The 23,658-nt window shown below is 70.3% G+C and carries 21 protein-coding genes; 14 read left to right on the forward strand and 7 right to left on the reverse strand.

Going from position 1 to position 23,658, the window contains the following annotated elements:
• Window positions 1-72: 72 nt before the first annotated feature.
• Window positions 73-1,539: an FAD-dependent monooxygenase gene (locus OG226_RS32155; RefSeq protein ID WP_329350860.1), complete on the forward strand. Its 1,467-nt coding sequence runs from the start codon at window positions 73-75 to the stop codon at window positions 1,537-1,539.
• Between the two features lie 54 nt (window positions 1,540-1,593).
• On the opposite strand, the gene OG226_RS32160 is transcribed toward OG226_RS32155, so the two are convergent.
• Complete coding sequence (locus OG226_RS32160) at window positions 1,594-2,088, reverse strand: MarR family winged helix-turn-helix transcriptional regulator (protein WP_328683310.1); 495 nt, start codon at window positions 2,086-2,088, stop codon at window positions 1,594-1,596.
• Window positions 2,089-2,225: 137 nt separating this feature from the next.
• Between OG226_RS32160 and OG226_RS32165 the strand changes: the two genes are divergently transcribed.
• The 3 genes from OG226_RS32165 (at window position 2,226) to OG226_RS32175 (ending at window position 5,330) form a co-directional block, all read left to right on the forward strand.
• The gene (locus OG226_RS32165; protein ID WP_329350861.1) at window positions 2,226-3,299 is read left to right on the forward strand and encodes an EamA family transporter; all 1,074 of its coding nucleotides are present in this window, start codon (window positions 2,226-2,228) and stop codon (window positions 3,297-3,299) included.
• On the forward strand, window positions 3,221-4,462 hold the full coding sequence (locus tag OG226_RS32170) for a sigma-70 family RNA polymerase sigma factor (RefSeq protein WP_329353569.1): 1,242 nt from the start codon (window positions 3,221-3,223) through the stop codon (window positions 4,460-4,462). The genes OG226_RS32165 and OG226_RS32170 overlap by 79 nt, the downstream gene beginning before the upstream one ends.
• 94 nt (window positions 4,463-4,556) lie before the next feature.
• On the forward strand, window positions 4,557-5,330 hold the full coding sequence (locus tag OG226_RS32175) for an SDR family NAD(P)-dependent oxidoreductase (RefSeq protein WP_329350862.1): 774 nt from the start codon (window positions 4,557-4,559) through the stop codon (window positions 5,328-5,330).
• 64 nt (window positions 5,331-5,394) lie between these two features.
• Here OG226_RS32175 and pepN read toward each other — a convergent pair whose 3' ends face one another.
• Window positions 5,395-7,968, reverse strand: coding sequence for an aminopeptidase N (gene pepN, locus OG226_RS32180; RefSeq protein ID WP_329350863.1), 2,574 nt, complete (start codon window positions 7,966-7,968; stop codon window positions 5,395-5,397).
• A 112-nt stretch (window positions 7,969-8,080) separates the two neighbouring features.
• Here pepN and OG226_RS32185 point away from each other — a divergent pair, with 112 nt between their 5' ends.
• A complete protein-coding gene (locus OG226_RS32185; protein WP_329350864.1) occupies window positions 8,081-8,554 on the forward strand; it encodes a DUF1203 domain-containing protein in 474 nt (157 codons plus the stop codon).
• Between the two features lie 72 nt (window positions 8,555-8,626).
• Here the strand turns inward: OG226_RS32185 and OG226_RS32190 are convergent, their stop codons facing one another.
• Window positions 8,627-9,643, reverse strand: a complete 1,017-nt coding sequence (locus OG226_RS32190; RefSeq protein WP_329350865.1) for an aspartate-semialdehyde dehydrogenase — start codon at window positions 9,641-9,643, stop codon at window positions 8,627-8,629.
• Between the two features lie 314 nt (window positions 9,644-9,957).
• On the opposite strand from OG226_RS32190, the gene OG226_RS32195 reads away from it, so the two are divergent.
• Together OG226_RS32195 and OG226_RS32200 are read left to right on the forward strand one after the other, a co-directional pair.
• Window positions 9,958-10,476: a sigma-70 family RNA polymerase sigma factor gene (locus OG226_RS32195; RefSeq protein WP_328686490.1), complete on the forward strand. Its 519-nt coding sequence runs from the start codon at window positions 9,958-9,960 to the stop codon at window positions 10,474-10,476.
• Window position 10,477: 1 nt separating this feature from the next.
• The gene (locus OG226_RS32200; protein WP_329350866.1) at window positions 10,478-11,257 is read left to right on the forward strand and encodes a hypothetical protein; all 780 of its coding nucleotides are present in this window, start codon (window positions 10,478-10,480) and stop codon (window positions 11,255-11,257) included.
• A 55-nt stretch (window positions 11,258-11,312) separates the two neighbouring features.
• On the opposite strand, the gene OG226_RS32205 is transcribed toward OG226_RS32200, so the two are convergent.
• Entirely contained in the window at window positions 11,313-14,615 is a 3,303-nt protein-coding gene (locus OG226_RS32205; protein ID WP_328683318.1) for a S8 family serine peptidase, read from the reverse strand.
• A 113-nt stretch (window positions 14,616-14,728) separates the two neighbouring features.
• Entirely contained in the window at window positions 14,729-15,292 is a 564-nt protein-coding gene (locus OG226_RS32210; RefSeq protein ID WP_328683319.1) for a CGNR zinc finger domain-containing protein, read from the reverse strand.
• A gap of 110 nt (window positions 15,293-15,402) precedes the next feature.
• Here OG226_RS32210 and OG226_RS32215 point away from each other — a divergent pair, with 110 nt between their 5' ends.
• The 5 genes from OG226_RS32215 to OG226_RS32235 all read left to right on the forward strand — a co-directional run bounded on the left by OG226_RS32215 (window position 15,403) and on the right by OG226_RS32235 (window position 20,409).
• The gene (locus OG226_RS32215; protein WP_329350867.1) at window positions 15,403-15,855 is read left to right on the forward strand and encodes a VOC family protein; all 453 of its coding nucleotides are present in this window, start codon (window positions 15,403-15,405) and stop codon (window positions 15,853-15,855) included.
• An 11-nt stretch (window positions 15,856-15,866) separates the two neighbouring features.
• Window positions 15,867-16,766, forward strand: a complete 900-nt coding sequence (locus OG226_RS32220; RefSeq protein WP_329350868.1) for a pyridoxamine 5'-phosphate oxidase family protein — start codon at window positions 15,867-15,869, stop codon at window positions 16,764-16,766.
• A gap of 54 nt (window positions 16,767-16,820) precedes the next feature.
• Complete coding sequence (locus OG226_RS32225; protein ID WP_443066925.1) at window positions 16,821-17,129, forward strand: hypothetical protein; 309 nt, start codon at window positions 16,821-16,823, stop codon at window positions 17,127-17,129.
• A 252-nt stretch (window positions 17,130-17,381) separates the two neighbouring features.
• Window positions 17,382-19,160: a TIGR03767 family metallophosphoesterase gene (locus tag OG226_RS32230; protein ID WP_329350869.1), complete on the forward strand. Its 1,779-nt coding sequence runs from the start codon at window positions 17,382-17,384 to the stop codon at window positions 19,158-19,160.
• Between the two features lie 109 nt (window positions 19,161-19,269).
• Entirely contained in the window at window positions 19,270-20,409 is a 1,140-nt protein-coding gene (locus tag OG226_RS32235; protein ID WP_328683323.1) for a serine hydrolase domain-containing protein, read from the forward strand.
• Window positions 20,410-20,545: 136 nt separating this feature from the next.
• On the opposite strand, the gene OG226_RS32240 is transcribed toward OG226_RS32235, so the two are convergent.
• Both OG226_RS32240 and OG226_RS32245 read right to left on the reverse strand, forming a co-directional pair.
• Window positions 20,546-20,752, reverse strand: coding sequence for a DUF397 domain-containing protein (locus OG226_RS32240; RefSeq protein WP_328683324.1), 207 nt, complete (start codon window positions 20,750-20,752; stop codon window positions 20,546-20,548).
• A gap of 4 nt (window positions 20,753-20,756) precedes the next feature.
• Window positions 20,757-21,638 (reverse strand): helix-turn-helix domain-containing protein, encoded by an 882-nt coding sequence (locus OG226_RS32245; protein WP_328683325.1) that lies wholly within the window; start codon window positions 21,636-21,638, stop codon window positions 20,757-20,759.
• A 203-nt stretch (window positions 21,639-21,841) separates the two neighbouring features.
• Between OG226_RS32245 and OG226_RS32250 the strand changes: the two genes are divergently transcribed.
• Together OG226_RS32250 and OG226_RS32255 are read left to right on the forward strand one after the other, a co-directional pair.
• Window positions 21,842-22,258 (forward strand): ATP-binding protein, encoded by a 417-nt coding sequence (locus OG226_RS32250; protein ID WP_328683326.1) that lies wholly within the window; start codon window positions 21,842-21,844, stop codon window positions 22,256-22,258.
• Window positions 22,259-22,412: 154 nt separating this feature from the next.
• Window positions 22,413-23,630 (forward strand): glycosyltransferase, encoded by a 1,218-nt coding sequence (locus tag OG226_RS32255; RefSeq protein WP_329353571.1) that lies wholly within the window; start codon window positions 22,413-22,415, stop codon window positions 23,628-23,630.
• Window positions 23,631-23,658: the final 28 nt, after the last annotated feature.

Below are 23,658 nucleotides of genomic sequence, written 5' to 3' on the forward strand. Positions count from 1 at the left end.
GACAGTCCAGGGAACGGGTTTTATGTTGGCCAACAAGCGTTGGCAAACGGTCGTTGGCATTTGGAGGCCACCATGAACGGCACCAACATCATCCGCACCGGCAACCCCGACCGGACCGTCATCGTCGTCGGCTCCGGACCCACCGGTCTGCTCCTGGCCGGTGACCTCGCCGCCGCCGGCGTCCCGGTCACCCTGCTGGAGAAGCGCCCGCGGAAGATCAGCAACCTGTCCCGCGCCTTCGTCCTGCACGCCCGCGCCCTGGAGCAGCTCGACGCCCGCGCCCTCGCCGACGAGCTGGAGACCGTCGGCCAACCCCTCGACCGGCTCCGCCTGTTCGGCCGCCTCACCGTCGACCTCACCACTCTCCCCTCCCGCTTCAACCACCTCCTCGTCCTCCCGCAGTACGAGGTGGAGAAGGCGCTGCTGCGCCGCGCGACCGAGGCGGGGGTCGACTTCCGCCACGAGACCGAGATGACCGGGCTGGCGCAGGACGCGGCCGGCGTGACCGTCGAGGTGCGCGGGCCGGGCGGGGTGGCCGGGTCGCTGCGCGCCGCTTACGTCGTCGGGGCGGACGGGATGCGCAGCGCGGTGCGGGACGCCGTCGGGCTGCCCTTCCCCGGTCACTCCGTCATCCGTTCCGTCGTCCTCGCGGACGTGCTGCTCGACGAGAAGCCCGAGACCCTGCTCACCGTGGCGACCGTCGGCGACGCCTTCGCCTTCATCGCGCCGTTCGGCGACGGCTACTACCGGGTCATCGGCTGGAACCGCGCCCATGACGTCGCCGACGACGAGCCCCTCGACCTCGACGAGGTCAGGGAGATCACCCGGCTCGCCCTCGGCCGTGACTTCGGGATGCGCGACGCCCGCTGGATGTCCCGCTTCCACAGCGACGAACGCCAGGCGCCCGCCTACCGGGTGGGCCGCGTGTTCCTCGCGGGCGACGCCGCGCACGTCCACACACCGGCCGGCGGCCAGGGCATGAACACCGGCCTCCAGGACGCGGCCAACCTCGGCTGGAAACTGGCCGCGGTGATCGACGGCCACGCGGCCCCGGGCCTCCTCGACACCTACCAGACCGAGCGCCACCCCGTCGGCAGGTCGGTCCTCCGCAGCAGCGGCGGCATCGTCCGCCTCGCCATGGCCAAACGCCCCTGGACCCTCGCCCTGCGCGCGGTCCTCACCACGGTCCTCGACCACGTGGCCCCGGCCCGCCGCAAGGCCCTCGGTCAACTCACCGGCATCGGCTACAGCTACCCGGCGCCCCGAGGCGCCCACCGCCTCGTCGGCACCCGGGTCCCGGACGTGACCCTCGCCGACGGCGGTCGCCTCTACGAGGCGCTGCGCGGCGGCCGGTTCGTACTGATCACCCCGGAGCCGTACGAGGACCAGGGCACCCGCAAGGACCGGCTGGCCGTGGAGCGCTGGGCGAGCGACCGTCGTACGGCACTGCTGGTGCGGCCCGATGGGTACGTGGCGTGGGCAGCCGATGCCGCGGACGCGAAGGAGATCGGCGGGGCGCTCGCCGAGCACGTCGGCTGACAGGTGTCGTAGGAGACGGGCGGTTCAACGAAGGCGCCAGGGGCGGGACTTGGGCTACCGCTCGGTCGAGGTCAGCAACTTCCGGAGCAGGTCGGCCAGTTGGGCGGCCTGTTCGGGGTCCAGGCCGGAGAGGGCCGCCGTCTGTGTCGCGAGGCCGGAGCCGACCGCCTCGTCGATGAGTGCCAACCCCTTCTCCGTCAGGGTGACTTGGAGGCCCCGGCGGTCGTGCGGGTCGGGGGAGCGGCGGAGCAGGCCGGCCCGTTCCAGTTTGTCGAGGCGGCCGGTCATGCCGCCGGTGGTGAGCATCAGGGTCGCGGAGAGTTCGCGCGGCGAGAGCGTGTACGGCTCGTCGGCGCGGCGCAGGGTCGCGAGGACGTCGAACTCGCCGCGTGAGATGCCGTGCGGGACGTACGCCTTCTCCATGCGGTCGCCCATGGCCCGGGCGAGCCGGAAGATCCGCCCGAAGACCTCCATCGCGGCGGTGTCGAGGTCGGGCCGCACGGCCGCCCACTGCTCGACGATCGCGTCGACGGGGTCCTTGTCGTTCATGGGGTGAGTATCCGCCGGTCAGTAGGTCGGTCGCAAGAAAGTGGATCAGTGGTCAGCGGATCACCGACAAGTGGCTTGACGGTAACTAGCTTACGGCTAAGCTAGTTACCAGTGACCTACTTTGGAAGGTGTCTCCCATGGCCAGTCGTCCGGTCCTGACGGCCGCGCTCACCGCCCTCGCCCCCATCTCCTGGGGCACCACCTACGCCGTCACCACCCAGTTCCTCCCGCCCGACCGCCCCCTCTTCACCGGCCTGATGCGTGCCCTCCCCGCCGGTCTCGTGCTCCTCGCGCTCGCCCGGGTGCTGCCGCGCGGTGCCTGGTGGTGGAAGGCGACGGTGCTCGGCGCGCTGAACATCGGCGCCTTCTTCCCGCTGCTGTTCCTGTCCGCGTACCGGCTCCCGGGCGGCATGGCGGCGGTCGTCGGCTCGGTCGGGCCGCTGATCGTCGTGGGCCTCTCGGCGCTGCTGCTGGGGCAGCGGCCCACGGTCCGGAGCGTGCTCACCGGCGCCGTCGCGGCCTTCGGCGTGAGTCTCGTAGTCCTGAAGGCGGCCGGAGCGCTCGACCCGGTCGGGGTGCTCGCGGCCCTCGCGTCCACCGCCTCCATGTCCACCGGCACCGTGCTGACCAAGCGGTGGGGCCGCCCCGACGGCGTCGGCCCGCTCGCCCTCACCGGGTGGCAACTCACCGCCGGCGGGCTGCTGATAGCCCCCGTCGCCCTCCTGGTCGAGGGGGCGCCGCCCGCGCTCGACGGGCGGGCGGTCGGCGGTTACCTGTACCTCGCGCTGGCCAACACGGCGATCGCGTACTGGCTCTGGTTCCGCGGCATCGGCCGGCTCTCCGCGACCCAGGTCACCCTCCTCGGCCCGCTCTCCCCGCTGACCGCGGCCGTCGTCGGCTGGGCGGCGCTCGGGCAGGCGCTCACGGCGGTGCAGGTGGCTGGGATGGCACTGGCGTTCGGGGCGACCGTGTTCGGGCAGATCGGTACGCGGACGCCTCCTGTTCTCGTTCGGGAGGTAGCGTCACGCGGGAATGTCGTTACGCAACGCCGGAGGCGCTCGTGGCCGAAGACCCCTGCCCCAGTTGTGGCAAGCCGCTCGCCGCACGGGCGGGCCGTACCGGCCGGCGTTCCGTGTACTGTTCCGCGGCCTGCCGGCAGAAGGCATACCGGGAGCGGCAGGGTGGTACCGGGGTCGGAGTCGACGGGCTGATCAAGGAGATCGGGCGGCAGGTGGAGGAGCTGGTGCCGCAGCCGCCTTCCGTCTTCTACTCCGGCGTGACGGAACTGTCGTCGTCCGTCGCGCGGCTGCGGCGGGTGGCGCGGACGGCGCGGGACACCGCTCAGGAACCCGTCACTCACGTACCCGTTACGGAAGCCCCCGCAGGTCCCGAAGTCCCTGTCGACGAAGGCGACTTCGCGGCCCTCGTCGAGTCGTACCGCCGTGAGATCCAGGTCCACTGCTACCGCATGACCGGGTCCTACGACGACGCCGAGGACCTGGTGCAGGAGACGTTCCTGCGGGCCTGGCGGGCCCGGGACACCTTCGAGGGGCGGGCCGGTGCCCGTACCTGGCTGTACCGCATCGCCACCAACGCCTGCCTGGACTTCCAGCGCCGTACGGCCCGCCGCCCCAAGCGCTACGAACCGTTGCCCGGCATGAACCACGGCGGCGGGGAGCCGCCCGCCCGTATCACCTGGCTACAGCCTTACCCCGACGACGAGTTGCCCTCCGCCGAGGAGCAGCCGGAGGCCGCCGCGGTCTCCCGCGAGACCCTCGAACTGGTCTTCCTGGCCGCCGTGCAGCATCTCCCGCCGCGCCAGCGCGCGGTGTTGGTGCTGCGGGACGTGCTCGGGCTGACCGCCGTGGAGACCGGCGAGGCGCTCGACATGACCGTGGCCTCGGTCAACAGCGCGCTGCAACGGGCCCGCCCCACCCTGCGCGACCGCCTGCCCGGCCGCCGCGCGGACTGGCCGACCGACGAGCCCACCGAGCACCAACGCACCCTGGTCAAGCGGTACATGGCCGCCGCCGAGCGCCTCGACCTGTCCGAGGTCGCCGCGCTGCTCAGCGAGGACGTCACCCTCACCATGCCGCCGAACCCGTTCTGGTTCACCGGCCGCGACGCGCTGCTGGAGTTCCTGAGCGTGAGCCTCGACGCCAACTCGCCCATGTTCCTTGGCCATTGGCGCCACCTGCCCGCCCGCGCCAACGGCCATCTGGCGGCCGGGGGTTACGTCCGCCGCCCCGGTACGACCGTCTACCGCGCCCAGGTCCTCGACGTACTGCGCTTCGGCGCCGACGACCGGATCGTGGAGATCACGTCCTTCGAACCGCACTTGTTCCCGGCCTTCGGACTACCGCTGAGACTGTGAGCGACGGGTGGTGACCAGTGACCGATGAGTGGTGGACCCCGCGTGCGTCTGTATGGCCGACTCGAACGACACACGACCCGCAAGGAGAACCACCATGCTGCTCACCGACAGGACCGCGGTCATCTACGGCGCCGGCGGCTCGATCGGCGGTGCGGTCGCCCGTGCCTTCGCCGCCGAGGGAGCCCGCGTCCACCTCGTGGGACGCACCCGGGAGACGCTGGAGGCCGTGGCCGGTGACATCAAGGGCATCGGTATCAAGGACGCCGAGGTGGCCGTCGTCGACGCCCTCGACGAGACGGCCGTGGAGGAACACCTCGCCCGTGTCGGAGACATCGACGTGTCCTTCAACCTCGTCTCGCGCGGTGATGTTCAGGGACTGCCGATCACCGACATGCCCGTCGACGCCTTCCTGGCGCCGGTGATCAACGGCACCCGCGCCAACCTCATCACCGCCCGCGCCGCCGCCCGCCGCATGGCCGAACGGGGTTCCGGCGTCGTCCTCACCCTCAACAGCGGTTCCGCGCACGGCAGTCCGATGATGGGCGGCACCGGCCCCGCCGACGCGGCGACCGACAGCCTCGTGCGCAACCTGGCGATGGAACTGGGCCCGCGCGGCGTGCGCGCCGTAGGACTGTGGGCCGCCGGCATCCCCGAGACCCTGACCGTCGAGAAGCTCGGCAAGGTCAACCCCGACCTCAACGAGGCCGCGATCCAGGGCATCCTCGACCAGCTGTCCAGCCTGCGCATGACCCGCCGCAACCCCACCCTCGCGGAGATCACCGCCACCGCCGTCTTCCTCGCCTCGGACCACGCGGCGAGCATCACGGGCACGTTCGTGAACGTCACGGGCGGGATGTTCCCGGGCTGAGCGGCGCACGCGAAGGGGCGCCCGGCACGATGCCGGGCGCCCCTCGTGGCCGTAGCGGAACCGACTACGACGCGGTCGCGTCCGCGGCCTGTGCCTTCAGCGCGCGTTCCACGCCCGAGCGGGATTCCGAGACCAGGCGGCGCAGGGCCGCGTTGGGTTCGGTGGTGGTCAGCCAGGTGTCCGTGCGGTCCAGGGTGTCCTGGGAGACCTGGATCGACGGGTAGAGGCCGATCGCGATCTGCTGGGCGATCTCGTGCGAACGGGTGTCCCAGACCTCCTTGACCACCGCGAAGTACTTCTCCGTGTACGGCGCCAGGAGTTCGCGCTGGTCGGTCTGGACGAAGCCCGAGATCACCGCCTCCTGAAGGGAGTTGGGGAGCTTGTCGGACTCCACGACCTGCGCCCAGGCCTCCGCCTTCGCCTCCTCGGTCGGACGGGCGGCACGGGCGGTCGCCGCGTGGCGCTCACCGGCGGCCGTCTTGTCCCGCTCGTGCTCGGAGGCGATGTCCTCCTCGTCGAAGTGCCCGACCGCCACGAGCCGCTCGACGAACGCCCAGCGCAGCTCGGTGTCGACGGCCAGCCCCTCGATCGTCGTCGCGCCGTCCAGCAGGGAGTCCAGCAGGTCCACCTGCTCCGGGGTGCGCGCGGTCGCCGCGAACGCCCGCGCCCAGGCCAGCTGGTGGTCGCTGCCCGCATCCGCGGAACGCAGGTGCGCCAGCGTGGCATCCGTCCACCGGGTGAGCAGGACCTCGCGGGCGGCCGGGTCGGCGTACAGCTCGATCGCGAGCTTCACCTGCCGCTGGAGCGACTGCACGACGCCGATGTCGGACTCCTTGCCGATGCCCGACAGGACGAGCGACAGGTAGTCACGGGTGGCGAGTTCGGCGTCCCGGGTCATGTCCCAGGCCGAGGCCCAGCACAGGGCGCGGGGCAGCGAGGACTCGAAGTCGCCGAGGTGCTCGGTGACGAACGCGAGGGACTGCTCGTCGAGGCGGACCTTCGCGTACGACAGGTCGTCGTCGTTGAGCAGCACCACGTCCGGACGACGCTTGCCCACCAGCTGCGGTACGGCGGTGAGTTCGCCGTCCACGTCCAGCTCGACGCGCTCGTCGCGCACCAACTTGCCGGTGTTCTCGTCGAGTTCGTACAGGCCCACCGCGATGCGGTGCGGGCGGAGGGTGGGCTCGCCCGTCGCACCGGCGGGCAGGGCCGGGGCTTCTTGGCGGATCGCGAAGGCCGTGATGACGCCGTCCGCGTCCGTCTCGATCTCCGGGCGCAGGATGTTGATGCCGGCGGTCTGCAGCCACGCCTTCGACCAGGCGCTCAGGTCACGCCCGGAGGTCTCCTCCAGCGCGCCCAGCAGGTCCGACAGGCGGGTGTTGCCGTACGCGTGGCGCTTGAAGTACGCCTGCACGCCCGCGAAGAACTCGTCCATGCCGACGTACGCGACGAGCTGCTTCAGGACGCTCGCGCCCTTGGCGTACGTGATGCCGTCGAAGTTGACGAGGACGTCGTCCAGGTCGCGGATCTCGGCCATGATCGGGTGCGTGGACGGGAGTTGGTCCTGCCGGTACGCCCACGTCTTCATCGAGTTGGCGAACGTGGTCCACGAGTGCGGCCAGCGCGAGTCGGGCGCGTACGCCTGACAGGCGATGGAGGTGTAGGTGGCGAACGACTCGTTCAGCCAGAGGTCGTTCCACCACTCCATGGTCACGAGGTCGCCGAACCACATGTGGGCCAGCTCGTGCAGGATCGTCTCCGCGCGCACCTCGTACGCGGCGTCGGTCACCTTGGACCGGAACACGTACTGGTCGCGGATGGTCACCGCGCCCGCGTTCTCCATCGCGCCCGCGTTGAACTCCGGGACGAACAGCTGGTCGTACTTCTTGAAGGGGTACGCGTAGGCGAACTTCTCCTGGAACCAGTCGAATCCCTGCCGCGTGACCTCGAAGATCGCGTCCGAGTCGAGGTACTCGGCGAGCGAGGGCCGGCAGTAGATGCCCAGCGGCACGCTCTGTCCGTCCTTCTCGTACACGCTGTGCACGGAGTGGTACGGCCCGACGATCAGCGCGGTGATGTACGTCGAGAGGCGCGGCGTCGGCTCGAACACCCAGGTGTCGTCCCGGGGTTCGGGCGTCGGGGAGTTGGAGATGACGGTCCAGCCGGAGGGCGCCTTCACGGTGAACTGGAAGGTGGCCTTGAGGTCGGGCTGCTCGAAGGCCGCGAACACGCGGCGGGCGTCCGGCACCTCGAACTGGGTGTAGAGGTAGGCCTGTTGGTCGACGGGGTCGACGAACCGGTGCAGTCCCTCACCGGTGTTGGTGTAAGCGCAGTCGGCGACGACGCGCAGAACGTTGGGCCCCTCCAGCAACCCCGCGAGCGTGATCCGCGAGTCCTTGAAGACCTCGTCGGGGTCGAGCGGGTCGCCGTTCAGCGTCACCTCGCGGACGGCCGGGGCGACCAGGTCGATGAAGGACTCGGTGCCGCCCTCCGTCACCTCGAAGCGCACCGTCGTCGCGGACCTGTAGGTCCCGCCCTCCTGCGCGCCGGAGAGGTCGAGATCGATCTCGTACGAGTCAACGGTGAGCAGCGTTGCCCGCTGCCGCGCCTCTTCGCGAGTCAGGTTTGTGCCAGGCACGCGGTCATCTCCTCGTTATGTGTGGGTTGCGCCATCCTTCCACGGGAGCTGCGGGAAGCGCGATGTCCGTATCCCGCCGGTGAGCGGGGCGGACGAGCGCGAGCCTGGTGCCATGACGACATACACGGCACGGCCCGTCGACTCGACAGTCCTGAAGGAGCTGCGCTCTGCTGACGATGCGGGGCGCGGAATGGTTCCCGCACTCGACGAGGAGGGCGGCGCTCCGCTCCGCTGCTGCCTGCGCCGCAGCGAGCCGGGCGAGCGGATCGCCCTCGTCTCCTACGCCCCGCTGCGGCGCTGGGCCGCGGAAACGGGCGCCGAGCCCGGGCCGTACGACGAGCAGGGCCCGGTGTTCATCCACGCGGAGGAGTGCGCGGGGCCCGCGGCCGGCTCCGGGTACCCCTTCGCGGACGCCCACCGCGTGCTGCGCCGCTACTCGGCCGAGGGTCACATCCTGGGCGGCGAGCTGGTCGACGCCCTCGACGACGAGACCGTCCGTAGGGCCTTCGCCGACCCGTCCGTGGTCCTCGTCCACGTCAGGGCGGTGGAGTACGGGTGCTTCTTCTATGAGGTACGCAGGGCGTAGCACCCTGGGGGATGGGACGGGTAGGGGCGGCGGGGGCGTAGAACTCCCGCCGTACCGCCCCACCCCCCGGCGTCAGCTGTTCAGCTCGGCCGCCACCAGCTCCGCGATCTGTACCGCGTTCAGCGCGGCGCCCTTGCGGAGGTTGTCGTTGGAGATGAACAGCGCGAGCCCGTGCTCGACCGTCTCGTCGGCGCGGATACGGCCGACGTAGGACGGGTCCTGCCCGGCCGCCTGGAGGGGCGTCGGGATGTCGGTCAGGGCGACACCCGGGGCGCCGCCGAGCAGCTCCGTGGCGCGCTCGACCGAGATGGGCCGGGCGAAACGGGCGTTGACCTGGAGGGAGTGCCCCGAGAAGACCGGGACACGGACGCAGGTGCCGGAGACCTTCAGCTCGGGGATCTCCAGGATCTTGCGGGACTCGCTGCGGAGCTTCTGCTCCTCGTCGGTCTCGTGCAGGCCGTCGTCGACGATCGAACCGGCGAGGGGGAGCACGTTGAAGGCGATGGGCCGCTGGTAGACCTGCGGCTCGGGGAAGTCGACCGCCGAACCGTCGTGGGTGAGCTTGTCGGCGTCGGCCACGACCTTCAGCGCCTGCCCGTGCAGCTCGGCCACACCGGAGAGCCCGGAACCCGACACCGCCTGGTACGTGGCGACGACCAGCGCTTCGAGGCCCGCCTCCGCGTGCAGCGGCTTCAGCACCGGCATCGCGGCCATCGTCGTGCAGTTCGGGTTGGCGATGATCCCCTTGGGCCGGTCGACGATCGCGTGCGGGTTCACTTCCGAGACGACCAGCGGGACCTGCGGGTCCTTGCGCCACGCGGAGGAGTTGTCGATGACGACCGCACCCTGCGAGGCGACCTTCTCGGCCAGCGCCTTCGAGGTCGCGCCGCCCGCCGAGAACAGCACGATGTCCAGCCCGGAGTAGTCCGCGGTCGCCGCGTCCTCCACCGTCACGCCGTCCAGGACCGTCCCCGCCGAACGGGCCGAGGCGAACAGACGCAGCTCGGTGACCGGAAAGTTCCGCTCCACGAGGATCCTGCGCATGACCGTGCCGACCTGACCGGTGGCTCCGACGATTCCGACCTTCACGGCGACTCCCTTTGCGTGCGTTCTACGTGGTCCAGCGCTTCCATGATGCGTCTCACCCGTGCCCGCCTGTCCAATCCTTTCGCCGCCCGGCCCGAGGAGTGGGACGCGACACCGGACCGCCCCCGGTTCGATCCTGCGGCGACGGCTCCGCGCGCTGCGAGAAATCCGCCCCGCACCGGCCCCGGACCGCAAGCCGTCCCGCCCGCCGGTGTGATCCACGCCTCCGCCCGCCGCCGCGGAAAACTCCTCCTCGCCCGGCCGAACGTTTCCGCCCGCTCCCGCGTCGTAGAGGAAACGCGGTGAGGGGGTGGCTTGTGCTGCGCAGAAAGGCCCGCCGGGTCCAGGAGGACGATCCTCTGGACGCGGCCCAGGAACGCCGGGTACGGGCGGTGCTCGCGCTCGGCGGGGTGCCGCAGGCGGATCTGCCGGACGGCGTCCAGCAGGTACGGCTGCGGTTGCTGGAGCGGGCGGCGAAGGGCGACGAGGCGCCGCGCGACGTCTCGGCGTGGGCGGCGGTCGTCGCCTCCAACCTCGCCATGGACTGGCACCGCGCCAAACGCCGCCAGGAGCGGGTGGGGGAGCGGCTGGCGTCCCTGCGCCAGCTGGAGCACCCCTCCGGCGAGGACACGAGTGTCCTGTCCATGGCGGTGGCACAGGGCCTGGACGAACTGCCCGACCAGCACCGCCAGGTCCTCGTCCTGCGCTTCTTCGCCGACCTGCCCGTGCGCGGGATCGCCGAGGAACTCGGCATCCCGGAAGGCACGGTCAAGAGCCGGCTGCACACCGCGGTCCGCGCCCTGCGCGACCGCCTGCACGAGGACGAGGTGGTGTGACATGACCGCCGAACGACATGAGAACGAGTACGACGGCGACGCGTACGACGGCATGGACGCACTGATGGCCGCGATCACGGACGAGCCCCTGCCGGAAGCGGCCCGCGCGGACGCCGGGTTCATGGCCGAGCACGCGCTCGCGACGGCCGAAGTGGCGCTGCTGAGAGAGCAGTTGGGGCTCATCGGGGAGGCGTTGTCGGCGCCCCCGGCACCCTCGGTACCGGAACCGGTGATCAGCGCCCGCCCGGTCCGCCGCCGCCGTCCCGCCCTGCGCGTCCTCGCCTACGGCACCCTCGCTACGGCGGCCGTCGCCACGACGATCACCGGGCTCGCCTGGCTGGTCGCGCACAACGGGGTCTCGGGCGACGCGGCGAGCAGCAGCGCGGACCGGGGGGCGAAGACCGGCTCCGGCCCGGCGCAGGACAAGGCACCGGAGGCCTCGGGCGCGCTGTCCGACCCGGAGCTGTACGTGGCCTGCTCCCGTCTCCTCGTCGAGGGGACGGTGACCGAGGTGCGGCCGAGCTCCGACCCCCGGAAACGGATCACGCTCGCCGTCACCCGCTCCTACCGGCCCGCCCACGGCCCGTCCGACGTCACGGTCGTCCTGGCCGCGGGGGCGCAACCGGCGCCGCGCCAGGGGCAGCACGTGCTGGTCGGGGTCCCGAAGGGCTCGGACACGGCGACGCTCTGGGCCGTCGGCGACGACGCGGTCGCCGCGGACGGTGCCACGATCGTCGAGGCGCTGGCCGGACCCGGCACCACCACCTGCCCGACCGGCTGACAACGAGAAGGGCGGGCGCCCACATGGACGCCCGCCCCTCACGCCGTACCGATGGCTACGACGTGACCTTCTCGATCTTCACGCTGCCCAGGCCCGCGACCGTGCCGCGCGCGTTGACCAGCTGGACCTGGCCGAAGAACTCGCGTCCCTCGGGAGCCGGGGCCAGGGCGGTGACACTGCCCGAGACGGTCGCCGAGGCGCCCGTGGCGAGCTTCACCGGCGTCGAACCGTCGACGGTGACCGTGCCGAGCGCCGGGGAGAAGAAGACGTCCCGGTAGTCGTACGCGGTCGAGCCGGACGGCACCGAGTAGCCCGCGACCTCGACCGTGTACGTGCCGGCGGCCGGGTTGGCGATGGAGACGGCCTCCTCCGAGTCACCGTCGGCGGAGGTGCCGACGACCGTCCCGGCGGCGTTCTTCACCGTCAGGTCCAGGTCCGCCGCCGGGTCCGACACGTTGCCGATCGCGACGTCCAGGGACGTGGCACCGGCGGGCACGTCGACCGTGGTGGTCTGGGTGACGCCCTCGGTGATGGTGGGCCGCGCGGTCAGCGAGGAGCCGAGCGGGCCGCCCTTCAACGTGCCGGTGAGAGCCGCGTAGTTGTTCGTCACCTTCCAGGAGGCGGTGGCCGGGACGCCGACCTTCGCCTCGGGCACGGTCACGGTCTCCGGGTCGAAGGCCGCGCCGAGGACGGTGGCGTTCAGCTTGTACGGGTTGTCGAGCAGCGGCGAGGTACGGCGCGCTTCGACCTCGATCTCCCAGACCCCGGCCTGCGGGTCGGCGTACGACCGCACGTCGGGCTTGCAGCCGTTGCCGTCCAGGTAGTTGTTGTAGCAGTACGGGGTGCCGGTGTCCTCGACCGGGACGCCGTACGGGTGGATCGAGATGAACCGCGTCTGGCTCTTGTCCTTCAGCCCGCTGATCGCGACCTCAAGGGCCTTGGCGCCCGCGGGGACGGTCACGAAGTACGACTGGGTGCTGTTGCGCTGCACCGAACTCGCGGTGGAGTAGGTGTAGTTGACGGGCGAGGCGACCACGACCGTCGTGAGGATCTGCTTGTCGAGGCCCTCGGTCCTCGGGTCGTCGACCTCCAGGATCGCGCTCTTGATGCCCGAACTCCTGGGCGCCGCCTGCACCTTGACCGTGACCGGCCGGTTCAGCGGGAGCTTGACCTCGTCCGGGCCGACGATCCGGAAGGTGTCACCGGCGTTGTTCCCGAAGTGCAGCTCGTGCCGAACCGCCTTGTCCGCACCGGTGGTTCGCGTGATGGTGATGTCGTACGTCTTCTTCGCGCCGGCCTTGAGGCCGCCCTCGCGGTCGTACAGTCCCGTGCCGAAGCCCGGGGTCTTCAGCGCGTAGTCGATCGCGGTGTCGACGGGAGCCTTCACCGTGTACTCGTGGGAGGTCGCGCCGTCCTTGATGGACTTCCACGCGTCCACGATGTCGATGAGGCCCGCGCCCTCCTCGTAGGCCTGAACACCCTTGATGTGATCGGCGGTTGAGGTGAGCGCCGTGCGCAGGGTCGCCGGGGTGAGGGCGATGTGCTTCTGCTTCGCGGCGCTCAGCAGCAGGGCGGAAGCGCCCGCTGCCTGCGGGGAGGCCATCGAGGTGCCCTGGAGCATCGAGTAGCCGGCCGGCAGCGTGTAACCCGCCTCGGGGACCGGGGCACCCGGCAGCCAGGTCTGGGTCGAGTTGATCGCGGCGCCGGGCGCGACGAGCGTCGGCGTGAAGCCGCCGTCCTCACGCGGACCGCGCGAGGAGAACGGCAGCAACTGGTACTTCTTCTCCACCTGGGAGCCGTAGTTGGCCGCCCAGGTCTGCTTCGAGATCGCGGCGCCGACCGAGATCACCTTGTCGGCCAGGCCGGGGTCGCCGATCGTGTTGGCGCCCGGACCGGAGTTGCCGGCCGAGATCACGAGCTGCACGCCGTAGGTGTCGATGAGCCGCGTGTACAGCTCGGCGCGCGCGTTGTTGCCGTCGTTCAGCGCGGGCAGGCCGCCGATCGACATGTTGACGATGTCGACACCGCGGTTGGCGACGAGGTCGATCATGCCCTCGGTGAGCGCCACGTTGGTGCAGCCGCCGGTCCAGGTGCAGGCGCGCGAGGAGACGAGCTTCGCGCCCGGCGCCTCGCCGTTCATCCTGCCGCCGAACAGGCCGTTCGCCGCGGTGATACCGGCGACGTGCGTGCCGTGCTCGGACTCGATGACACCGATGTTGACGAAGTCGGCCGTCTTGCCGACCCAGGACCCGCCGTACGGGTCCATCGGGACGTCCTTGCTGATCTGCACGACGAACGGCTGCCGCTCGACGACGTCCGTCGCCGGGTTGTCGGTCCCGAAGTAGCCGATCTGGTAACCGTCCTTGTACGGCTTCATCGGGGTGTCGTCGCTGAAGTTCTGGTTGTTGTTCAGGTCGACCGTCACCGTGCCGGCCGCCGGGTCGTACAGGACACCCCAGGCGTCGGTGGTGTCACCGTCACGGTTCGCGTCACCCGCCGCGTCACCGCCGGTGGTGTACGACTCCTTGAACGTGCTGATCTCGTACGACCCCGTCGGCGCCGTCCAACTCGTGCCGCCGTAGGTGAAGTTGGGGCCGGAGACGGCCGTCACCATCGGGCGCCAGGTCTGGTCGCCGTCGACGATCGGGTCGGTCGAGGTGACCCAGTCGACGATCTTGCGCTCGCCGGTGGTGGTCTTCTGCAGCGCCGGGTGGCCGAGGTCGACGCCGGAGTCGAGGATGCCGATGGTGATGCCGCGGCCGTCCGCCTTCGGGTTCTTCTTCACGAAGTCGACGGCGCCCGTCTCGAAGGACGGGTTGTACGGGTTCACGGCGGGGGTGTTCTTGTTCGGCGCCGAGTAAGTGGTCGTCGCCGTGGCCTTGTTGGCGCTCTTGGCGCCCTTCGCGGTGTCCGCGCTCGGCGTCGGGTCGTCGAGCGCGATCTCCTGGCGGAGGTCGATGGCGTGCACCGAGGACAGCTTCGCGGCGGCGGCGATCGCCGAGTCCGCCCTGCCCGTCGGGACGGTGGCGCGGACGTAGCCGAGCTTGTCGTAGGTGCGGCCCACGGAGCCGCCCTTGACCGCGTCCAGCTGCTGGGCGACCTGCTCGGTCGCGCCCGGCGCGGTGGCGATCATCATCGTGACGTTCTTGTCGCCGTCGGCCTTGGCCGTGGCGAGCAGGTCGGCGTCGTCCGAACCGAGTTTGGCGGCGGCGGACTTGACCGTGCTGTCCGCGGGTGTGGTGGCGGACGGCGAGTCGGCGGAGAAGGCCATGGGTATCGGCCCGGCCGCGGAGAGCGCGGCGACGAGACCGGCGGCCACGGATATTCGGGCCACGCGTCTCTGGTGGGAGAGGGTCATCGGCATCCCTTGTAGGTGAAGAATCCAGTGCCGGACGAGGGCACAGCTTTACCCAAGGGACGGTTGTTTGGGAAGTGTTGACCGAAACGCTATGAACGTATGGGGAAAACCCCCTATTCGCTCCGGGGGCTCGAACGTGCGTAGTGGCGGGACGCCTTCGCGCGGTTGCCGCAGGCCGCCATCGAGCACCAGCGGCGGGTGCCGTTCCGCGACGTGTCGAAGAAGCGCAGGACGCACGCCTCGTGGGCGCAGCGGCGGATGCGGTCCGGGGCGGTGGAGAGCAGCTCCAGATAACTGCGGGCGGCCAGCCAGCCGGGCCCCCACCTGGGGTCCTCGAACTCGGGCACCTCGCCGGGCCCGTCGGCGGTGAGGGTGGCCCGGATGCGTCCCATGCCGAGCACGGCGTCGAGGTCGTCCGTGCGGCCGTCGTCCAGGGCCTGCCTCAGCGCGGTGCGCGTGATGTTGACGTGCGTCAGGGTGACCGTGTCGGCCGCGAACCGTTCGTCGAGCCCGTTCGACCCGAGCCACACGGCGAGCCCGCCCGGGACCGTGAGCAGATCCTGTAGGACTCCGTCCCGCATCCACCACGTGTTGAGCAGGTCGAGCGCGAGCGGCTCGCCGATGAGCGGCCGGGGGTCCTCGGCGAGGGGCGTCGGCTTCGACTTGGGCTTCGGCATATCGGGTGCCTCTCTTCCGATCTAACCGGTCAAGAGTACGTGACCGGTTGACGCTCTCAACTCTAACCGTTAACGTCACTTACAACGGTTAGATTTTGGGAGGGCTTCGCATGACCCTGCACCTCGGCCACATCGGCCTGAACGTCACCGACCTCGACCGCTCGCTCGCCTTCTACCGAGACGTCCTCGGCTTCGCGGTCCTCGCCGAGGGCAAGGAGGACGACCGCCGGTACGCGTTCCTGGGCGACGGCGAAGGCGACGGCCGCCCCGTCCTCACCCTCTGGCAGCAGGCGCGGGGGCCGTACGGCGGCGACCGCGCCGGCCTGCACCACCTGGCGTTCGCGGCCGACTCGATCGAGCGCGTCCGGCGGTACGAGGAGGCGCTCAAGGCCTACGGTGCCGAGTTCGCGTACGAGGGCGTGGTCGCCCACGGCGAGGGCGCGGCCTCCGGCGGCATCTTCTTCCACGACCCGGACGGCACCCGCCTGGAGATCTCGGTGCCGACCGGCGCCGAAGACGCCCCGGCCCCGAGCGCAGACGCCCCGACCTGCGGTTTCTTCTAGCCATGGAGGCCATGGAGACCTATCACACGGGCTCCCGCACCGTGCAGGACCGGGTGGGGGTGCGCGAGTTCGCCGACCACGTCGGCCAGATCATCGGCCAGGGCATCAAACCGGTGGCCGCCGCCTTCCTCGAAATCCAGCCCCTCCTGATCCTGGGCGCGGCGGACCCGGCGACGGGCAAGGTATGGGCCTCCCCGCTCACCGGCACCCCCGGCTTCGTACGGGCGACGGGCCCCCACCAGATCTCGATCACCGGCGCCACCCGCCCCACGGACCCCCTCACCCCGGCCCTGGCCGGCGCGCACGACCTCCCGGTCGGCACGATCGCCCTGGACCCCCGCACCCGCCGCCGTATGCGCGTGGACGGCCGACTCCGGCGCACGGCAACGGGGTTGGCGATCGAGGCGGAGCGAGTGTTCGCCAACTGCCCCAAATACATCCAGCGGAGAGAGTCCTACGAGACGATCGCCGACCGCGAACCCGCCCCGCCCCTGCGCGGCACCGAACTGACCACCACCCAGGCCGAGTTCATCACGGCGGCCGACACCTTCTTCCTCGCCACCGTCCACGAACACGGCGCCGACGCCAGCCACCGGGGCGGCAACCCCGGCTTCGTGCAACCGACTTCACCCCGCGAACTGACCTGGCCGGACTACGCGGGCAACGCCATGTTCCTGAGCCTCGGCAACCTCCTCACCGACCCGCGCGCGGGCCTCCTCTTCCTGGACTGGAACACGGGCACCACCCTCCAACTCACCGGTGAGGCAAGGCCTGAGTTCGACGCGGACGGCGAGCGCAGGGTGCGTTTCGCCGTCACCGAGGTCGTCGAGACCGCCGCCGCACTCCCTCTGCGCTGGTCCGCCCCCGAGTACTCCCCTGCCAATCCAACCCCGGCGCGTCAAGCCCCCTAGGGGCGCGGGAACCGCGCGACCAGCCCCAACGGCGCCGCGGCCAGACAACACCACATGTGCGGCACTTCCCACAGGACCGGCTACCACGTCGAGGTCACCGGACTGCTCGGCGTGGACACCACCCACCACGTCCTCCCGTGGAGCCACCGCCGCAAGGTGGACCACCACGGCGTCCGGCTCGTCCACGAGGCCAGGATCGTCGGCGGCGAGCTGCGCAACGAGATCGGCGGGTCCACCGACATGGCGGCCCGGCATCCGCTGGACGACGTCCCCGGCCTGCCCCGGGTCCGGTTGATCGACGTGGCGCTGCGGCTGGGGCGGGAGCGGCCGGCAGCCGGACGGGTGGAACGGGTCCCGGAATAGCTTCAGTACCCCGGCAGATGAACACGGAGTAGCCGCTTCCCGGCGGCTCGACGAGCGTTCGCGAACGCACAGGGGGCGCCAAGATCCACGTACGGTGATCGGCGCTACGCGTTGCCGTCTCGTTTACGCGCAGGTCATCCCCGATGCCAAGCATCCAGTACGAGCGGGAAGTTCGCGACCGCGATCGAAAACCGATCGCCGCGACCGCCCGCGACCACTGCCGACGCAGTTCGTACTCGGGGAGATCGCGCCATGTCGCGCACACGCTCTGTCGCCAGCTCCGCGCTGGGGGTCAACCGCCGTACCGTCCTCGCCGCCACCGCGGCCGTGTCCGTCTCCGCAGGCGTCGGATACGCCCTACGGCCCACCGACAGCCAGGCCGCCACAGTCACCGCCGATGCGGCGAACGCCGCCGCCGAGGCACCCGTCGCGCACTCCCGCGTGGCACCCGCCGCACCCCTCGCCCCCTACACCAAGGGCACCACCCTCGCCACGGTCGCCGCCCCGCGCACCCACTCCGGCTACCGCCGGCTCGGCGACGGCGCCGGCTGGAAGCGCGTCGTGCGCGGCGACCTCGCCAACGCCAAGTCCGGGCGCGCGGGCCGCCGTACGGCACTCGCGTCGTTCGTACAGTTCACGGACCTGCACCTGATGGACACCCAGCACCCGCTGCGCCTGGAGTACCTGCGCTCGACCGACAAGCACGCCTGGCGCCCGCACGAGGCGCTGACCGTGCAGGGCGGGATCTCGCTGGTCGAGCGGGTCAACGCGCTGCGCGGCGCCCCGGTGACCGGCTCCCCGCTGCACTTCGTGATGACCACCGGCGACAACACGGACAACAACGCGAAGTCCGAGCTGGAATGGTTCATGAAGATCATGAGCGGCGGCCGGTTCACCCCCAACACCGGTGACCCGCGCCACTACGAGGGTGTCCAGAACAGCGGCCTCAAGCTGTACTGGCAGCCCGAGTCCACCGTGCGCGACGGCGACAAGCAGGTCGGCTTCCCGCACCTCAAGGGCTTCCTGGCCGCCGCGATCCGCGAGGTCCGCAGCCCCGGTCTCAACCTGCCCTGGTACTCGACGGTCGGCAACCACGACGCGCTCCCGCTCGGCTGCTTCGGCTCGCACGCGGACCCGTACCTCACCGAACTCGCCATCGGCGGCAAGAAGTTGATGACCGCGACGGCGGCCGAGGCGAAGAAGCTGCAGAACTCGATCCGGGACGCCAAGGACCCCAAGGGCACGGGTTACCGCGACTTCCTCAAGGCGCACGCCCGCTCCGCGCGCTCGATCACGCCGGACGAGAAGCGCGCCCCGTACACCTCCGCCGAGTACCTCAAGGCCCACCTGGACCCGGCCTACCAGGGCCTCGGCCCGGTCGGTCACGGCTACTCCTCGGCGAACGTCGACGCGGGCACCCAGTACTACGCGTTCCGCATCGCCGACGACGTGATCGGCATCAGCCTCGACACCACGGACGCGGGCGGCCACTACGAAGGGTCCATCGGGGCAACGCAGTTGAGGTGGCTGGACAAGACACTCCGCGACAACAAGGACTCGTACGCGGTGATCTTCAGCCACCACACCAGCCAGACGATGGACAACACCCGCCCCGACCCGGCGCACCCCACCGAGCGCCGCTACGAGGGCTCGGCCGTCATCGCCCTCCTCGGCAGCCACCCGAACGTGCTGGCCTGGGTCAACGGCCACATCCACCGCAACGTCATCACCCCGCACTCGGCGCCCGACGGCCGCAGCTTCTGGGAGATCTCCACCGCCTCGCACGTCGACTATCCCCAACTCGCCCGCGTCATCGAGCTGGTGGACAACAAGGACGGCACGCTCTCCCTCTTCACCACGCTCATCGAGTCCGCGGCCCCGCACCGCACCGACTTCTCCGACCTCACCCAGACCGGCCTCGCGGCTCTGTACCGCGAACTGTCGTACAACGCACCGGGTTCCAGCACGGTGCTGGGCGGCGACGCGAAGGACCGCAACACGGAGCTGCTCCTCAAGAAGGGCGGATCCTGAAGAAGGGCTGAAACTCGCTCAACTGGCGTAGACCCGGGCAACCTTCGCACCGGATGACCGTGTCCCTCCCCTCGACCGAGCCGAACCGGGCTCAACAGAGGGGGAAGACATGGCAGTTCGTGCGGTAGTGATGGGTGCGACGCTGGTGGCGTTGTCGGTGGCGCTGGCGGGTCCCGCGACGGCGGCGCCCGCCGGAGGGGACCACACGGCGACGCGGGAGGCTCTCCGGGCGGCCGTGGAGGACGGCGTCCCCGGCGTGACGGCCACTGTGCGGGACGGCGGCACCACCTGGTCGACGACGGCCGGCGTGGGCAACCTCCGTACCGGCAAGCCGCGTTCGGCCGACGACCGCTACCGGGTGGGCAGCATCACCAAGACGTTCGTGTCGACGGTGCTGCTCCAACTGGAGGCGGAGGGACGCCTGTCGCTGGACGACAAGGTGGCGACATGGCTGCCGGGCGTGGTCGAGGGCAACGGCAACGACGGCGGCAAGGTCACCGTCCGCCAGCTCATGAACCACACCAGCGGCATCTTCAACTACACGGCGGACGACGACTTCGGCAACGCGTACTTCACCAAGGACGGCTTCTTCCAGCACCGTTACGACACGAAGACCCCGGCCGACCTGGTGGCGATCGCGATGTCCCACCAGCCGGACTTCGCGCCGGGCACGTCGTGGAACTACTCCAACACGAACTACGTCCTGGCCGGGATGGTGATCCAGAAGGTCACGGGCCACTCGTACGAGACGGAGGTCCGCGACCGCATCATCAACCCCTTGAAACTGAGGGCGACTTCACTCCCCGGCACGCGGGTCACGCTCCCGCGGCCCAGCAGCCACGCCTACAGCAAGCTGGCGGACGCGACGACGGGCCCGACGTACGACGTCACACGGTTGAACCCGACCATCGCCTCCTCGGCGGGCTCGATGATCTCCGACTCGGCCGACCTGGACCGCTTCTACGGTGCCCTGCTGGGCGGAAAGCTCCTCCCGCCGAAGCAGCTGAAGGAGATGAAGACGACGGTGGCGACGGGCGACGACAGCGACGGCACGCGCTACGGCCTGGGCCTCACCGACATCACCCTGCCCTGCGGTGTCCATGTCTGGGGCCACGACGGCGGCATCCACGGTTCGTCGTCGGCGGCGGTGACGACGGTGGACGGCCGCCATTCCCTGGCGTTCAACTTCAACGGGGACTGGTCGGGGGACGCGGGGGCGGTGGTGGTGGGGGAGTTCTGCGGTAAGTGAGGTCTGATCGCAGTCGCGTGGGTCGGTCTCGCGGGCGGGTGCGGGAGGCGGTCGGCGCTCCGGAAGGGTGGGGCGCGGAAGTGTGACAGTTGGGGGGGGAAGTGTCATATTTCTGTGGGGTGGGTGTGGCTGGGGGTCAGTCGCGTGATCCCGGCGCACGGAGGTGGGAGAGGAAGGGGGCCCATGCCGTCACGGGGAGGAGCAGCGCCGGACCAGCGGGCTTCTTGGAGTCGCGGACCGCTATCCCGGTGGAGGTGAGGTGGGCGGCTTCGACGCAGTTCTGGCCCGGGTCGCTGTAGGAAGACTTGAACCAGGCGGACTCAGGAGCGATCTCGGGGTTCATGGTTCTACAGCTCTCGTTCCAGTCGGCGGAGGAACTCCGGGGTGTCCTCGGGTGGCAGTGCTGATGCTGTCATGGCGTCGAAGCGGCGTGTGAAGCGGTCGACTTCACGTGGCTTGTCCGAGGTGGAGACGGAACCCCAGGCGCTGTCGGTCTGTACGCGAGGCGGCAGGTTGTTGCCGAAGTCGAGGATCGCGAAGTCGTTCGTCGAGCGGTAACTCCGGCGGAACGGCAGGACCTGGATGGTGATGTGGTCCCAGCCCGACAACTCCTCGATCCGGTCGTACTGTTCGCGCATCACCTCGGCACCCCCGACCGGATACCGTAGCGCCGCTTCGCCGAGGATGACGTGCAGTTTGACGGGGATTTCGCGTGTGAGTACCTCCTGCCGCCGCATCCGGAGCGCCACGCTGTTGCGGATGAACTCCGAGGTGTATTCCTCAATCGGCTTGTGTAGCTCGTGAGTTGCCCGTGCGTAAGCCTCGGTCTGGAGCAGGCCGTAGACGACGGTCGGGTGGTAGGCCTTCATGGAGCGGGCTTCCGGCTCCAGTCCGACGAACCCGGGAAGACCCGCAGGCAACAACCCCCGGTACTGAGTCAGCCAATCCTGCTGATTTGAATCCCGGTTGAGGCCGATCAACGACTCGACGACCTCCTCGTCGCTCACCCCGTATTTGGTGAGCAGCTTGCGCAGGTCGCCTACGTTCCGGAAGTTGAGGGAGCCGGTCTCGATGCGTTGCAGGGACGCCTCCGAGATGCGTAGCCCCTGCACCGCCTGTTTGCGGGTGAGCCCCGTTCCGTGATCGCCCGCGTCGCAGTTCTCGCGTAACTGCCGTAGCTGAAGCCCCAGTTCGAGCCGCTGTGCCGTGCGCCCGCGCTTTGCCGCCATGTGTGTCGCCTTCGTGCCGTAGTACCTGTCACCTGTAGTTCTGCGCCGAGTGTGGCATCGCGTGCTGCCTTCACGCAGGCACTTGTGCAGATCCCGGCATAGTCCACTTTCAGCACCGCTGAATATTCAGTGCGTTTTCGATTGCGGCCGTGGGAGAGGGGCGAACACGCTGGGTTCACGTCCCCCTACGTGAAGGGCCCCACATGCACCCCACCCTCCTCACCCCCGACTGGTCGATGAGCTACCCCATGACCCCGCGGAGCGTCCGCCTCGCCCGCACCCACACCCGCCGCCGCCTCACCCTCTGGAACTGGCCCGGCGACATCGACGACGCCGTCCTCGTCACCTCCGAGCTCGTTGCCAACGCCGTACGACACGGCAAGGTCGTCGGACACGAGGTCTGGCTACGAGTCGCCGTAGACGAAGGGAACGCCGGTCTGACGATCGACGTGTCGGACCCGACCCCGGCGTTCCCCGTGGTCAGGCAGGCCCCCGGAGACGAGGACGGGCGCGGACTCCTCGTCGTCTCCGCCCTCTCCGAATCCCTCGATTGGTTTCTGCGGGGAGACATCGGCAAGACAGTTCGCGTCCAGCTCGCCGTAGGCCCCCGTACCAATTGACCCCCGGATAACCAACCGGACCCAGACACGAGACGCCCAGTTCATTCGGACGAAATGTCCGTGCCGCCTCATAACGGCTAACCCGCTGTTCACGGGGATGGCTCGATTCATATGCAAGGCGGGTGGTCGTGTGCGCGCTAGACACGAGCTGCACGTGCTGTCGGTCTACGAGGGGTTCTTCTCCGGAGGAGCCCGCATCGTCCACAGCGACGTCGTACTGGGGCTGGTGGAGGGCGGCCAGCACCATACGGTGCTCAGCATCCACGGAGAAGTACACCGAGAAGCAACCCGGCAGGCCATGGAGAACGACGCCTGCTACCAGCAACTGACCGCGGCCGGCGTCGGCGTCTCCACCCTCGGCCGCAGCTTCGGCGGCGACCGGGACCCGGACGGGACCGTCACCGGAGGATTCACCGGACCCGAGCTGGCCGACGCGGCCCGCGCCCTCGCGGACGCCGACGTCGTCCTGTCGCTCAAGGAACAGCCGCTCTCCCTGCTCAACCAGGCGGGTCTGCCCCGCCGCCCCGTCGTCGTGTGCCTGCACCGTTCGGACCCCGAACACCAGGGCGCCGCCCTCGACGAACTGAAGGCCGCCATCGCCGACGGCAAGGTCGTCGCCGCCGTCTGCTGCGCGGAGTCCACCCGCGACGCCTACCAGGCCGCCGGCATCCCGCCCGAGGTCCTCCACGTCATCCCCAACGGCGTCGACCTGTTCCGCTTCCGGCCCGACCCCGCCCGGCGGCTGGCCCTCCGGGCCTCCCTCGGGATTCCGGACGCCGCACCCGTCGTCGTGTTCGCCGCCCGCTACGCCACCATGAAGAACATCCCGCTCTTCCTCCGCGCCGCCCACGAGTGGCTACGGCGCGAACCCGCCGGCCACGTCCTCATGTGCGGCACGGGCATGACCGCCGACAACCAGCCCGCCCTCTCCGCAGACATCGACGACGCCTTCGGGGCGGACCGGGCGCGACTCGCCGACCGGCTCCATCTCCTCGGCGTACGGCGGGACATGGAGACCGTCTACGCCGGTTCGGACGTCGTCGCGCTGACGTCGTCCTTCGGCGAGGCCGCGCCCCTCTGCCTCATCGAGGGCATGATGTGCGGGGCCGTACCCGTCTCCACCGACGTCGGCGACAGCGCCTCCATCGTCGCCGGGCACGGCATCATGACACCCCCCGACCCGGACGCCATCGCGTCGGCCTGGACCGAGGCGGTCACCGGCCGCGCGGAGTTCGCCAGGGCCCACGCCCGCAGCCGCGAACGCTTCAGCCGTACGCGCATGATCGCCTCCTACGCCGCCCTCATCGACGGCCTCCACGCGGGCCACACGACGACGAGCACCGCCCCGCCACCGTTGCCCGAGCCCCTGTAAGCACGTGTGAGGAGGGGCCACCCAACCC

The organism is Streptomyces sp. NBC_01261, assembly GCF_036226385.1.
Classification (GTDB): Bacteria; Actinomycetota; Actinomycetes; order Streptomycetales; family Streptomycetaceae; genus Streptomyces.

Excerpts from the sequence above, each read along its gene's own strand:
- OG226_RS32240 (WP_328683324.1), bottom strand. The coding sequence starts at position 20,752 with ATGAACCCCGAGATCGCTCCTGAGTCCGCCTGGTTCAAGTCTTCCTAC.
- OG226_RS32200 (WP_329350866.1), top strand. The coding sequence starts at position 10,478 with ATGACCGCCGAACGACATGAGAACGAGTACGACGGCGACGCGTACGAC.
- OG226_RS32160 (WP_328683310.1), bottom strand. The coding sequence starts at position 2,088 with ATGAACGACAAGGACCCCGTCGACGCGATCGTCGAGCAGTGGGCGGCC.
- OG226_RS32245 (WP_328683325.1), bottom strand. The coding sequence starts at position 21,638 with ATGGCGGCAAAGCGCGGGCGCACGGCACAGCGGCTCGAACTGGGGCTT.
- OG226_RS32210 (WP_328683319.1), bottom strand. The coding sequence starts at position 15,292 with ATGCCGAAGCCCAAGTCGAAGCCGACGCCCCTCGCCGAGGACCCCCGG.
- OG226_RS32185 (WP_329350864.1), top strand. The coding sequence starts at position 8,081 with ATGACGACATACACGGCACGGCCCGTCGACTCGACAGTCCTGAAGGAG.
- OG226_RS32205 (WP_328683318.1), bottom strand. The coding sequence starts at position 14,615 with ATGACCCTCTCCCACCAGAGACGCGTGGCCCGAATATCCGTGGCCGCC.
- OG226_RS32225 (WP_443066925.1), top strand. The coding sequence starts at position 16,821 with ATGTGCGGCACTTCCCACAGGACCGGCTACCACGTCGAGGTCACCGGA.
- OG226_RS32215 (WP_329350867.1), top strand. The coding sequence starts at position 15,403 with ATGACCCTGCACCTCGGCCACATCGGCCTGAACGTCACCGACCTCGAC.
- OG226_RS32220 (WP_329350868.1), top strand. The coding sequence starts at position 15,867 with ATGGAGACCTATCACACGGGCTCCCGCACCGTGCAGGACCGGGTGGGG.
- OG226_RS32230 (WP_329350869.1), top strand. The coding sequence starts at position 17,382 with ATGTCGCGCACACGCTCTGTCGCCAGCTCCGCGCTGGGGGTCAACCGC.
- OG226_RS32250 (WP_328683326.1), top strand. The coding sequence starts at position 21,842 with ATGCACCCCACCCTCCTCACCCCCGACTGGTCGATGAGCTACCCCATG.
- OG226_RS32165 (WP_329350861.1), top strand. The coding sequence starts at position 2,226 with ATGGCCAGTCGTCCGGTCCTGACGGCCGCGCTCACCGCCCTCGCCCCC.
- OG226_RS32155 (WP_329350860.1), top strand. The coding sequence starts at position 73 with ATGAACGGCACCAACATCATCCGCACCGGCAACCCCGACCGGACCGTC.
- OG226_RS32235 (WP_328683323.1), top strand. The coding sequence starts at position 19,270 with ATGGCAGTTCGTGCGGTAGTGATGGGTGCGACGCTGGTGGCGTTGTCG.
- OG226_RS32175 (WP_329350862.1), top strand. The coding sequence starts at position 4,557 with ATGCTGCTCACCGACAGGACCGCGGTCATCTACGGCGCCGGCGGCTCG.